Source organism: Lactobacillus melliventris (genome assembly GCF_042679465.1).
GTDB lineage: Bacteria > Bacillota > Bacilli > Lactobacillales > Lactobacillaceae > Lactobacillus > Lactobacillus melliventris.
This window is the reverse complement of sequence record NZ_JBHTMT010000005.1, coordinates 55,660-68,576: the sequence shown is the minus strand read 5'-3', so window position 1 is coordinate 68,576 and position 12,917 is coordinate 55,660. Positions and strand designations below refer to the sequence as shown.

8 protein-coding genes are annotated in these 12,917 nt (G+C 38.9%); 2 read left to right on the top strand and 6 right to left on the bottom strand.

The genetic code is table 11. The annotated features are described in order from the left end of the window. Positions 1 to 342: 342 nt before the first annotated feature. From fusA to rpsL, 3 genes are read right to left on the bottom strand one after another with little or no spacing between them, the layout of a single operon-like run. Positions 343 to 2,436, bottom strand: a complete 2,094-nt coding sequence (fusA, locus tag ACFQ32_RS06535) for an elongation factor G (RefSeq protein WP_046325358.1) — start codon at positions 2,434 to 2,436, stop codon at positions 343 to 345. 24 nt (positions 2,437 to 2,460) lie between these two features. Beyond that, positions 2,461 to 2,931 (bottom strand): 30S ribosomal protein S7, encoded by a 471-nt coding sequence (gene rpsG / locus ACFQ32_RS06530; protein ID WP_034980476.1) that lies wholly within the window; start codon positions 2,929 to 2,931, stop codon positions 2,461 to 2,463. 13 nt (positions 2,932 to 2,944) lie between these two features. Continuing rightward, positions 2,945 to 3,352, bottom strand: coding sequence for a 30S ribosomal protein S12 (rpsL, locus tag ACFQ32_RS06525; protein ID WP_046325359.1), 408 nt, complete (start codon positions 3,350 to 3,352; stop codon positions 2,945 to 2,947). A gap of 183 nt (positions 3,353 to 3,535) precedes the next feature. On the opposite strand from rpsL, the gene ACFQ32_RS06520 reads away from it, so the two are divergent. Next, the gene (locus ACFQ32_RS06520) at positions 3,536 to 4,225 is read left to right on the top strand and encodes a prepilin peptidase (protein ID WP_046325360.1); all 690 of its coding nucleotides are present in this window, start codon (positions 3,536 to 3,538) and stop codon (positions 4,223 to 4,225) included. A 65-nt stretch (positions 4,226 to 4,290) separates the two neighbouring features. Here ACFQ32_RS06520 and ACFQ32_RS06515 read toward each other — a convergent pair whose 3' ends face one another. After that, positions 4,291 to 4,806, bottom strand: coding sequence for an ECF transporter S component (locus tag ACFQ32_RS06515; protein WP_046325361.1), 516 nt, complete (start codon positions 4,804 to 4,806; stop codon positions 4,291 to 4,293). A 204-nt stretch (positions 4,807 to 5,010) separates the two neighbouring features. On the opposite strand from ACFQ32_RS06515, the gene ACFQ32_RS06510 reads away from it, so the two are divergent. After that, the gene (locus tag ACFQ32_RS06510; protein ID WP_046325362.1) at positions 5,011 to 5,379 is read left to right on the top strand and encodes a DUF3021 family protein; all 369 of its coding nucleotides are present in this window, start codon (positions 5,011 to 5,013) and stop codon (positions 5,377 to 5,379) included. Between the two features lie 70 nt (positions 5,380 to 5,449). On the opposite strand, the gene rpoC is transcribed toward ACFQ32_RS06510, so the two are convergent. Beyond that, positions 5,450 to 9,109: a DNA-directed RNA polymerase subunit beta' gene (gene rpoC / locus ACFQ32_RS06505; RefSeq protein WP_046325363.1), complete on the bottom strand. Its 3,660-nt coding sequence runs from the start codon at positions 9,107 to 9,109 to the stop codon at positions 5,450 to 5,452. Between the two features lie 16 nt (positions 9,110 to 9,125). Further along, entirely contained in the window at positions 9,126 to 12,764 is a 3,639-nt protein-coding gene (gene rpoB, locus ACFQ32_RS06500; RefSeq protein WP_046325364.1) for a DNA-directed RNA polymerase subunit beta, read from the bottom strand. Positions 12,765 to 12,917 lie beyond the last annotated feature (153 nt).

Below are 12,917 nucleotides of genomic sequence, written 5' to 3'. Positions count from 1 at the left end.
AGGGCAGAAAAAGCCCTAGACACACAAAAGATAGTATACCTGTTTTAAGCTTGAATATCAAGGCTTAAAGGATATTTTTCTTGACTTTATATCAGCAATTATAAAATTTTAACTTTTATAAAGTAATATTTTTTAGCAGCAACTAAAATACAACAGGGAATATTATATAGCAATGTTTTTGCTCAATTTGGTGAAAATAACTAGGTTAGGTTGACATGACAAAATCTAGTTTATAAAGACAGAGTTTATTATTCAAATTACATTGCGCATAAAAAAGAGCTACTGGATCTACCAATAGCTCTTATATCAATTTTAAAATTATACCCCATTAACTATCAGAAATTATTCAGCGTTACCCCCACGCTTTTTAATAATTTCTTCTTGGATAGATTTAGGAGTTGGTGAATAGTGGTCAAAGACCATTGTAAACGTACCACGACCCTGTGTTGAAGAACGCAAAGTAGTAGCATAACCAAACATTTCTGCAAGTGGAACCATTGAATTCAACACCTTAGCTCCAGCACGGTCTTGCATATTATCCATTGTACCACGACGAGCTGTAATGGAACCCATTACGTCACCTAAGTAATCTTCAGGTGTGATTACTTGAACCTTCATAATAGGTTCAAGGATAACAGCACCAGCTTTAGGAGCCGCATTTCTCAATGCCAATGAAGCAGCAACCTTGAAGGCAGCTTCAGATGAGTCGACTTCGTGGTAACTACCATCATAAAGTTTAGCCTTGACATCAATCAACGGGTAACCAGCTAAGATACCATTTTTCATGGATTCTTGCAGACCTGCATCAACAGCTGGAATGAATTCGCGAGGAACAACACCACCAACAATGGCATCTTCAAATTCGTAACCTTTTCCTCTTTCATTTGGAGTAAATTCAATCCAAACGTCACCGTATTGACCCTTACCACCAGACTGACGAACAAACTTACCTTGTGCTTTAGCAGGCTTAGTAAAGGTTTCACGATAGGCAACTTGTGGTTCACCAATCTTAGCTTCAACATGGAATTCGCGCTTCATACGTTCAACCATGATTTGCAGGTGCAATTCACCCATTCCGGAGATCAAAGTTTGACCAGTTTCAGCATTAGTTTCTGCTCTAAAAGTTGGATCCTCTTCAGTCAGTTTTTGCAAGGCAACATCAAGCTTATCACGGTCAGCTTTAGATTCTGGCTCAATTGAAACTTGAATAACTGGATCTGGAACTTCCAAACTTTCCAAAATTAATGGGTGGTCAGGATCAGTTAAGGAATCACCAGTAGTAGTGTTCTTTAACCCAATGGCACCAGCAATATCACCTGAGAAGACTTCAGGAATTTCACTTCTTGAGTTGGCATGCATTTGCAACAAACGGCCAACACGTTCACGACCATTCTTTGAAGCATTCAAAACATATGAACCTGATTCAAGTGAACCAGTGTAAACACGAATATAAGTTAAACGACCAACAAATGGGTCAGTAGCAATCTTAAATGCTAAAGCAGAGAATGGCTTTTCGTCTCCAGCAACTAGTTCAACTTCCTCACCAGTTTTTGGATCGTGAGCAACATAAGGCTTAACATCTAATGGAGATGGTAAGTAGTCAACTACACCATCAAGCATCATTTGCACACCCTTGTTCTTGAATGCTGAACCTGCAAATACTGGGAAAATCTTCAAATCCAATGTAGCTTTACGAATAGCAGCCTTTAATTCATCAACGGAAATTTCGTCACCATTAAGATACTTTTCCATGATGTCATCATCAACGTCTGCTACTTGTTCAATTAACTCACCGCGACGCTTTTCTGCTTCTTCTTTATACTCATCAGGAACAGGAATAGTGTCCCACTTGGAACCTAGTTTATCTTCATCATAAACATCAGCTACCATGTTGAGTAAGTCGATAACACCCTCAAAGCTCTCTGCAGAACCAATTGGCATTTGAACAGCCAGAGCATTGGCATTTAAACGTTCATGTAAAGACTTAACAGAATTATCAAAATCTGCACCAATCTTGTCCATCTTGTTTACAAAAACAATTCGAGGAACACCGTAAGTTTCAGCTTGACGCCAAACATTTTCAGTCTGAGGTTCAACTCCGGCTTGGGCATCAAGAACAGTAACAGCACCATCAAGTACACGAAGTGAACGCTCTACCTCAATAGTGAAGTCAACGTGTCCTGGGGTATCAATAATGTTAATTCTGTAATCATGCCATTGTGCTGTAGTAGCAGCTGAAGTAATGGTAATACCACGTTCTTTTTCTTCATCCATCCAGTCCATTTGGGAATCACCCTCATGGGTTTCGCCGATTTTATGGATTTTTCCAGTGTAATAAAGAATACGCTCTGTAGTAGTAGTCTTACCCGCATCAATGTGGGCCATAATACCAATGTTACGTGTTTTTTCTAATGGAAATTCACGCTTATTAGCCATAGATTTTTTCCTTTCCCTAAAAAATTAGAAACGATAGTGTGCAAATGCACGGTTGGCTTCAGCCATACGGTGAACATCTTCACGCTTTTTAACAGCTGAGCCAGTATTGTTTGAAGCATCGATAATTTCATTAGCTAAGCGTTCATCCATAGTATGTTCATTACGTAAACGAGCATATGAAACTAACCATCTTAAACCAAGAGTAGTTCTTCTTTCAGGACGAACTTCTACTGGGATCTGGTAGTTTGAACCACCAATACGGCGTGCTCTAACTTCCAAAACTGGCATAATATTGTTCATAGCTTCTTCAAAAACATCGAGTGGCTCCTTGCCAGTCTTTTCTTTAACAATGTCAAAAGCATCATAAAGGATTGAAGATGCCTTAGCTCTCTTACCATCAATCATTAAGTGGTTGATCAACTTGGTTACGAGCTTTGAATTGTATACTGGATCCGCTAAAATATCTCTTTTAGCAACATGTCCTTTTCTAGGCATTATTTACTCCTCCTTAATCTTTCTTGGCACCGTACTTGGAACGGCCTTGCTTTCTACCATCAACACCCGCAGTATCTAACGCACCGCGGATAATGTGATAACGAACACCAGGAAGGTCCTTTACACGACCACCACGAATTAAAACAACTGAGTGTTCTTGCAAATTATGGCCTTCACCTGGAATGTATGCAGTTACTTCGATCAAGTTTGAAAGACGAACACGAGCATATTTCCGTAAAGCTGAGTTTGGCTTCTTTGGTGTCATGGTACCGACACGAGTAGCTACTCCACGCATTTGAGGTGCTGGGTTAGCTACTAGCTCTTTCTTCATACTGTTGTAGCCGTAGCTTAAAGCAGGTGACTTTGATTTAGTCGTCTTAGTATGACGACCTTTTCTTACCAATTGGTTAATGGTTGGCATTAAATTTTCCTCCTAAAAAAATTATTTTGTTCACACATCCAGGAGTTTCTTTTTTTGGTCCCAGATAAATCTTCAAAATACACATTGACTATTGTACTCGCTTGAATTAAAAATGCAAATTATTTTTATTAGCTAAAAAATTTATATCAGTTTTTTCGTATTTAGTTCTAGTGGGGTAATGAAATGAACTTGATTTTTAAAATTAGCAATTTTTTGATTGGAACCTGTCTGGCTTCTCATGCCTGCGTTATTGTCGAAAGAGTTGGAAAAGAAGACTTTATTTTTAGCCGGTCAAAATGCACTAACTGTAATCAGCAACTAAACATATTTGATGAGATACCATTAATTTCTTATTTATTACTCAAAGGTCGTTGTCGTTATTGCAAAATTCAGATTCCTGCTGAATATTTTGTAACAGAGTTTTTAGGAGGATTTACTTTCCTTAAGATCGATTTTAGCAATCCTCATGATGCAATCACAGCGATTGTCTTGTTTAACATACTCCTAGCTGCTATCAGTGATTATCAGTCAAAAGAGTTTGATATTGCGTTCGTTGCTCCAACCTTTTTTATTTCAGCTTTGCGTATAATTAAAACTTTTCCGCAAATCAATATTACAGATTTAGTGGAGTTTTGTCCCATTTTTTTACTTTTTCTTTATGAAACAATAAAAAATAAAATTGGCAAGGGAGATTTAATAATCTATCTTGTTTTAACTTTTTGTTTTGACCCTAAATTTGCCAATTTAACTTTTTTGACTGCCTCAATTATTCTACTCACCTTTTTTATTGTTAGTGAAGTAAGCAAAAAAGAACCTGTAGCATTTATTCCTTTCATTTATATTGGTTTAATCATACAGCTTTTGAGCAACTAAAAAAGCTGCATCCCACAACCGATAATGCAGCACTTTATGAATCTAAAATAATTTACAAATAAATACTAACCGTATCTTGCCATTAAATGTTGCAAGCTCGGCAGCAAAACGATGGCTATTACCACACCAACAACTCCTTGAATGGTATTGGTAAAAAGACTAGCAAGGCCTGCAGCAAAAGTATAAAGAACTGTATTAGTGATAAAATAGCCGGCTACCATAAAAAATACTCCTACTACTCCGGCAATTACCCCCTTGACTATTTGATTTCTTAAATTCCAGTATTTAAAGACCAATCCGACAAAGAAACCTTCTAAACCATGGACAACAAGAGAAAAGAGCATAAACTGGCCATATCCACCAAGAAGATCAAGTAAAAATCCTGAAAGTCCGCCAACTATACCACCGGCAACTGGCCCATATAATAATGCTACTAAATAAATAATTGCATCACATAAATTGATATTACCGTGAGTCAAAGGCATAGGAATAATGAAAATACGACTGACAACAACGTTAATCGCAGTTAATAATGCTAATAATACCAGTTGTTTTAAAGAAAAATCGTCTTCCTTCACCATCAACATCTCCCTCGTGACTTTTTCCGATTATAACATTATTTAATAAAATTATCACTAATCATTCATAAAATTACAAATGACAAAATTTTTTAGCGGGGTTATAACTATAAAATTCATTTAGCTAAAACCCGTATCTTCTATTACGATTTAGCCTATGATAAAATCTTTTTTATAAGAAAATCAAAAGTTTATTGAGGAAAAACGATGCACTATATTTTATCTGCAGCAATACGTGGCGCCATACCTTTTATCATTATGAGTATATTTTCATGGATTATGAAGTTACAATATATCGATGATTATAGCGTTAAATCGACATTTATCACGGGACTAATAATAACTGCAGTTGCAGCAACCTCTGTTATTTATGATGTCAAAAGTTGGTCATTAACAAAACAATCTGTCATTTATTTTCTAATCATGCTGGTTACCATATATCCTTGTTTAGTATTCAGCGGCTGGTTTCCAACAAAATCAATACTAGACTTGGTAAAAATATTTGGTATTTTTTTGGTTGTTGGCATAATTTTATGGACAATGTCATATATGTTATTTGGTAAGATTTTAAAGTAAAAATTTGGGGTAAACAAAAAACTGCTCCGTTAGGAACTTCTAACGGAACAGTTTTTTTGATTAATTGAGTTTATGATTCCCTAGCCTGATCGGCTTCCTTCATCTTCTTCTCAATGTCTGCGATTGAGTAAACAGATTTAGGTTTCTTTACATCTGACTCGGGTTCCATATCACGATAAATTGGAAGACCAGTACCAGCTGGAATGATCTTACCGATAATAACATTTTCCTTTAATCCAAGTAATGGATCATTCTTGCCACGAATAGAAGCATCTGTTAGGACACGAGTTGTTTCCTGGAATGAAGCAGCTGATAAGAAACTGTTAGTTTCAAGGGCAGCTTTGGTAATACCCAGAATTACACTTTGTGCAGTTGCAGGTATACCACCAGAAATAATCACAGAGGTGTTGCGATCTTTAAATTGACCAATATCCATAATCTCGCCCGGCAACAAGTCGGTCTCACCAGGATCAAGCACACGAACTTTTTGTAACATCTGTCTGGTTAATACTTCGACGTGCTTGTCAGAAATATCAACACCCTGCATTCTATATGCTTTTTGGACTTCAACCAGAATGTACTCTTCAGTAGTTAAAGTATCGGTAACTTGAATCAATTCTTTCGGATCAATTGAACCAAGAGTTAACTTATCGCCACGTTGAACTTCATCGCCCTCTGCAACTGCTACTGACGCAGTATAAGGAACACTGTAGCTTCTGGTATCGATCTTACCTTTAACAGTTATTTCACGAGTATGTTCAGCAGGATTCTCCTGAATTGAATCAACTACACCATCAACTTCAGAAATTATGGCACGACCCTTAGGGTTACGAGCTTCAAACAACTCTTGCACACGAGGAAGACCTTGAGTAATATCTTCAGCACCGGCAACACCACCATTGTGGAAAGTACGCAAAGTCAGCTGCGTACCAGGTTCACCAATTGATTGAGCGGCAACAGTACCAACTGCTTCACCAACTTCAACTTCTTCACCTGTAGCTAAGTTCATACCATAACACTTGCGGCAAACACCGTGTGGCGTGTCACAAGTTAAGATTGATCTAATCTTTAAGTTAGTCACACCTGCATCGCAAATTCGGTGAGCCAAGTTTTCATCCATCATAACGTTACGACCGATAATTGTGGCACCGGTTCTAGGATCTTTAACCGTTTCGGCAGTAAAGCGTCCCAATAAGCGATCGTAGAGTGGCTCAATTAATTCGTCACCTTCCATGATTGCGTGAACATCAATACCGCGATCGGTACCACAATCATCTTCACGGATAATAACGTCTTGCGCAACATCGACTAACCGCCGAGTTAAGTAACCAGATTGTGCAGTCTTTAAAGCAGTATCCGTCATACCCTTACGTGCACCGTGAGTTGACATGAACAGTTCTAGAACTGACAAGCCTTCCTTAAAGTTGGAAGTAACTGGAATTTCGAACAAACCACCGTTTGGAGTAGCCATTAAGCCACGCATACCAGCAAGTTGGGTAAAGTTTGAAATATTACCACGCGCACCAGAGTCAGCCATGATGGTAATAGGATTACGCGGGTCATAAATCTGAGCAATTTCATCTTGGACTTGATCCTTACAATCATTCCAAATGCTAATTACACGATCATGACGTTCCTGTTCGGTAATTAAACCACGTCTAAACTGCTTAGACACCACATCAACTTGTTTGTGGGCTTTTTCAACTTTTTCATCTTTATCCTGAATTTCGGGAACATCGGTCATACCAATCGTAATACCAGAAGTGGTCGAACTGGTATAGCCTAAAGTCTTCAAATCATCAAGATATTCTGAAGTTCTTTGAACCTTGTAATACTTGTAAATTGTAGCAATAGAATCAGACAAGAAGGACTTCTTAAATGGTGTAGAAATCAAGTCATTTGCCACGCTGTCAATTTTCTCATGAATATCTTCGCCAGGCTCCAAGAAGTACTTGGCAGCAAGAGGATTATTCAAGTTTTCTTCAGTTGGTTCGTTAACGTAGAAATAATCTTCTGGGAAAATTTGATTGAAAATGATTCTACCGTATGTAGTAACAAAAATGCCATGTTCATAACCTTTAGGCCATGCTTTCTTCGGCATTGAGTCAGCAGACATTCCGATAATAGTGTGGTAATGAATGTCACCGTTAGTGTAAGCAACGGTTGCCTCATCAGGTGAGTTGAAAATCATTCCTTCACCTTCACGACCCTTTTCAGCCTGAGTCAACCAGTAGTTACCCAAAACGATATCCTGTGATGGAGTAACAATTGGTTTACCATCCTTAGGAGCAAGAATATGGTGAGCAGCCAGCATTAACATTCTTGATTCAGCAACAGCCTCATCTGACAGAGGCACGTGAATCGCCATCTGGTCACCATCAAAGTCAGCGTTGTAAGCTTCACAAGCAAGTGGGTGCAAACGAATTGACTTTCCAGGTACCAAAACCGGTTCGAATGCTTGAATACTTAAACGGTGCAGAGTAGGAGCACGGTTTAGCAATACCGTTCTTTCCTTAATAACATCTTCAAGTACATCCCAGACATCATCGTCTTCGCGGTCAATTTTCCGCTTAGCACTCTTGATATTTGTAGCAATCTTACGCTTAACAAGCTCATGCATGACAAATGGTTTAAACAATTCCAAGGCCATCGGACGCGGAACACCACATTGATAGAATTTCAATTTTGGTGAAACATCAATAACGGAACGACCGGAATAGTCAACACGTTTACCAAGCAGGTTCTGACGGAAACGTCCCTGCTTACCTTTAAGCATATGCGATAAAGATTTCAGCGGGCGGTTACCTGGTCCTACTACAGAACGTCCACGGCGGCCATTATCAATTAACGCATCTACTGCTTCTTGCAGCATCCGTTTTTCGTTTTGCACAATAATATTAGGTGCATTTAGATCTAACAGTCTCTTTAACCGATTGTTACGGTTAATTACTCTTCTGTATAAATCATTTAGATCAGAAGTCGCAAAACGTCCACCTTCAAGTTGAACCATCGGGCGCAAGTCTGGTGGTATAACTGGAACAGCATCTATAACCATCCATTCTGGCTTATTACCAGAATCTTTAAACGCGTCCAGAATATCAAGTCTTCTGATAGCACGGGTACGTTTTTGACCAGTAGCAGTTTCCAGTTCTTTCTTTAAATCAGTAACTTCCTTATTTAAATCAACTTTACGTAACAAATCACGAATTGCTTCAGCACCCATTTTGGCCGTAAAGCGATTACCGTATTTTTCTTTCTGTTCCCGGTATTCTGCCTCTGTTAAAAGTTGTTTAAATTCTAGATCGGTATCACCAGGATCAATTACAATATAAGCCGCAAAATAGATAACTTCTTCAAGGAGTCTCGGAGAAATATCCAAAATGAGTCCCATTCTTGATGGAATCCCTTTAAAATACCAAATATGAGTAACTGGTGCGGCCAATTCAATATGACCCATTCGTTCTCTTCTAACTTTAGAGGAGGTAACTTCAACACCACAACGATCACAGACGATCCCGCGGTATCTCACACCTTTATATTTACCACATGCACATGACCAATCCTTAGTCGGTCCGAAAATTCGTTCATCAAACAAACCATCTTTTTCCGGCTTTAAAGTACGGTAATTAATAGTTTCTGGCTTTTTAACTTCACCGTATGACCAGCTGCGAATTTTATTCGGAGATGCAAGGCCAATTTGCATGCTTTCAAATTTATTTACGTCGATCAAAAGTTTAACCTCCTACTTATTGAGAAATCTTATTATCATCGTCAGACTGATCTACAGAGGTATCCAATTCCTCTGCTGCTTCTTCATTATCTTCAGAATCTGCAGTTTCTGCGGCCAACTTCTTCTTTTGTTGCTCTTCAGCCATCTTTGAAAGAGTATCAATGTTCAAATGCTCATTTGAATCATCATCCATATCACGCAATTCGATTTCTTTATGATTCATGTCAAGAACACGAATATCCAATCCTAAAGATTGCAATTCTTTAACTAGGACACGGAATGATTCAGGAACACCTGGTTTTGGAATTCTTTCACCCTTGACAATAGCTTCATAAGCTTTGACACGGCCAACAACATCATCTGATTTATAAGTCAAAATTTCCTGCAAAGTATATGCTGCACCATAAGCTTCCAGAGCCCAAACTTCCATTTCACCAAAACGCTGTCCACCAAACTGTGCTTTACCACCAAGAGGTTGTTGCGTTACTAATGAGTAAGGCCCAATTGAACGTGCGTGAATCTTGTCGTCAACCATGTGGGTCAACTTCAGATAGTGCATGATACCAACAGAAACCCGGTTGTGGAAAGGCTCACCGGTACGGCCATCATAAAGAACTGTTTTACCATCTTTATCAATGCCGGCCTTATGAACTGTATCCCAAACATCGTCTTCACTTGCTCCATCAAATACTGGTGTAGCAACATGAATACCCAAGTTATCTGCAGCACGACCAAGGTGTAATTCCAAAAGCTGACCAATATTCATACGTGAAGGAACACCCATTGGGTTTAAACAAATATCAACTGGAGTACCATCTGGTAAATATGGCATATCTTCTTCTGGTACAACTGCGGCAACAGTACCCTTGTTACCGTGACGACCAGACATTTTATCGCCGACTTGAATCTTTCTCTTTTGTGCAATGTAGACCCGGACTAAAGTATTAACACCAGGAGATAGTTCATCACCATTTTCTCTAGTATAAACTTTAACATCACGGACAATACCGCCACCACCGTGAGGAACACGTAATGAGGTATCACGCACTTCACGAGCTTTTTCACCAAAAATGGCATGCAGCAGTCTTTCTTCAGCTGATAGTTCAGTAACACCCTTAGGCGTAACTTTTCCTACCAAAATGTCTCCGTCATGAACTTCAGCACCTACACGAACAATACCTTGACCATCGAGATCCTTAAGTGCATCCTCACCAACGTTTGGCAATTCACGTGTAATCTCTTCAGGGCCAAGTTTAGTGTCACGGGCTTCTGATTCATAATCTTCAATACTGATTGAAGTATAAACATCATCTTTTACCAGACGTTCAGAAAGCATGATGGCATCTTCGTAGTTATACATGTTCCAAGTCATAAAAGCGATAACTGGGTTTTGACCCAAAGCCAATTCGCCATGATCCATTGTTGGTCCATTGGCAATTACTTCACCCTTTACAACTTTGTCGCCTAACTTAACGTTAGGAGTCTGATTGTATGATTTCGAGTTGTTTGAACGACGATATTTTTCCAGAGTGTACTTATCCAGTGTACTGTCAGCACGTCTTACTCTGATAGTGTTGGCATCGACATATTCAACTGTACCAGCGGCTTTAGCCAAAACTGCTGCACCGGAATCATGTGCTGCACGATATTCCATTCCAGTACCAACAAGACAGCTGTGAGGATTAATTAAAGGTGCAGCCTGTCTTTGCTGGTTAGCGCCCATTAAAGCACGGTTAGAGTCATCATTTTCCAAAAACGGAATACATGCTGAAGCAACAGAAACAACTTGTTTAGGAATAACATCCATGTAGTCAATTTTATCTGGACTAACTTCGACGTTATCTTCCTTATGACGTGCTAAAACAAGATCATCTTTAAATGAACCATCCGGATTAAGTGGAGTATTGGCACCAGCGATAATGTAGTTATCCTCAACATCAGCGGTGAGGTAATCAATTTTATTAGTTACCTTGTGTGTGGTCCAGGAAACCCGACGATATGGCGTTTCGATAAAGCCATATTTATTAATAACTGCGTATGTAGCAAGAGAGTTAATCAAACCAATGTTAGGACCTTCAGGAGTCTCAATTGGGCACAAACGACCATATTGAGTATAGTGAACATCCCGCACCTCGTATCCAGCACGATCACGTGTTAAACCACCAGGCCCCAAAGCAGACATACGGCGCTTATGGGTTAATTCACCCAACGGGTTGTGCTGGTCCATAAACTGTGACAGTTGTGATGAACCAAAGAACTCTTTAATACTTGCCACAATTGGTCTGATATTAATTAATTGTTGCGGTGTCACTGTTGAAGGGTCTTGAATTGACATTCTTTCTCTAACAACACGTTCCATCCGGGCCAAACCAATTCTAAACTGGTTTTGCAACAATTCACCAACACGACGAATACGACGGTTACCTAAGTGATCAATATCATCAGTGTTACCAATTTCATCTTGCAACAAGAAGAAATAATTAATAGAAGCAACCACGTCAGCTGGAGTTAAATACTTAACTTTTTTATCAATATGACCGTTAGAAATTAATTTAACAACACGTTCAGGATTTACCTTCGAGTAAACTTTTATCTCCTGAACATTAATTGGATCAGGTAAAACGCCCTCTTTGGATGGTTGATAAGTAACCATCTTAAAGTCATCGCGATCAAGATACTTTTCTAGAGTATCCATCACTTCATGGGTCACAACTGTACCCTTTTTAACGATAATTTCACCTGTATCAGGGTCTGCCAAAGTTTCTGCCAGAGTTTGACCATACAAGCGACTCTTTAAAGATAACTTCTTATTAACTTTATATCGACCAACGGGTGCTAAATCATAGCGACGTGGGTCAAAGAAGCGTGCATAAAGAAGTGAACGTGAAGAGTCAGTCGTTTTTGGTTCACCGGGACGTAAACGTTCATAAATATCTTTTAACGCTTCAGCTACACGAGAATCAGCCGGATTCTTATGGACATCTTTATCCAAAGTGAATTGCAAGGTATCACTCTGACCAAAGAGGTCTAAAATCTCGTCATCCGAACTAATTCCCAGTGCCCTGATTAAAACAGTTAGTGGCAATTTACGAGTACGATCAACGCGAACGTAAGAAACATTCTTAGCATCAGTTTCATACTCAAGCCAGGCACCACGGTTTGGTATCACAGTAGTACCAAAAATTTGCCGACCATTCTTGTCATAATCACCAGAATAATAAACACTTGGTGATCTAACTAATTGAGAAACGATGACCCTTTCAGCACCATTAATAATAAATGAGCCAGATTCAGTCATTAATGGTAAATCACCAAAGAAAACATCTTGAGTCTTAATCTCACCGGTTTTTTGATTGGTCAGTTTTAAAGTAACGTGCATTGGTGCAGCATAAGTTGCATCATGATCACGTGCTTCATCAACGGTATATTTTGGTTTTTGCAGTTTATAGCCCAAATATTCCAGGGAAAGCTTACCTGAAAAGTCACTAATTGGCATAATATCATCAAAAACGTCTTTAATACCCTCATCCAAAAACCATTGGTATGATTCGGTTTGCACATCTGTCAAGTTAGGCAGATCCAGCACTTCTTTAATGCGGGAAAAACTGCGCCTTGTCCGATGTTTGCCAAAATTCACTACGTGTCCATTTAACAAGGAGAAAACACCCTTTCTGTCAGAGAAAGCTAATATTACATTTTGATTACAATTTCAAAAAGCCGGAAATTTATGCATAAAAAAGACAAAAACAACCTTTGTCGTTTTTGTCTATTATTATTTTGCTGGACAATAGATCAGCAAAATCCTGAA